Source organism: Streptomyces sp. A1136, assembly GCF_004795055.1.
Lineage (GTDB): Bacteria > Actinomycetota > Actinomycetes > Streptomycetales > Streptomycetaceae > Streptomyces.
This window is the reverse complement of sequence record NZ_SSBJ01000221.1, coordinates 1-630: the sequence shown is the minus strand read 5'-3', so window position 1 is coordinate 630 and position 630 is coordinate 1. Positions and strand designations below refer to the sequence as shown.

Annotated in this window: 1 pseudogene; it reads right to left on the bottom strand. The window is 78.1% G+C overall.

Annotated elements, in window-relative coordinates:
- Positions 1 to 322: 322 nt before the first annotated feature.
- A pseudogene (locus E6R62_RS38205) lies at positions 323 to 630 on the bottom strand (sugar kinase); the annotation flags it as partial.

Genomic DNA, 630 nt, shown 5'->3' with positions numbered 1-630 from the left:
CGGACCGCGGCGCGCGCGATGTCGTGCAGCGTCGCCTCGCCGTGCCCGACCGAGGCCACGGCGACGACGGCCGCGGCCAGCACGGGCAGGTCGCCGGGCATCCCCTCCGCGGGACGGCCGGCTACCTCAGCGGCGGGGCCGTCGGGCGGGGTCACGGCCCGACGGTAGGAGTCCCGGCCAGGAGAGGGAAGCGGTCCCGGCGTGTGCCCGCTGGTCGAGGACGGAGGGAGCGACGACGGTGGCGGGCCGGTCAGGCGCCGTGCGCCAGCCGTCGGGCGGGCGGCCGAGGTACGGCCTGACGCAGGAGGCTCTTTCCCTGGCGCCCGACCACGACGAGGTCCGCGCCGCGGTCCAGGTCGAGCAGCACGCGCGGGCCCGCCGCGTCGCGCCACAGCCCCGGGCGGTAGTTGACGTCGAAGGAGACCAGGGGGCGGCCGGGGCGGCGGGTCAGGAGCTCGCGCATGAGGGCGAGGCAGTCCTCGGAGAGCGCCGCGGTGATGCCGGACAGGTGCAGGACGCGCCCGGCCCACAGGTCCCGGTGGGGCACGGTCGCCGGAGACATCGCGGAGGCGGCCGAACCGGCGCGGTAGTAGAGCACCTCGTGGCCGTCGGCGGCGCGGTCGTCGGCGG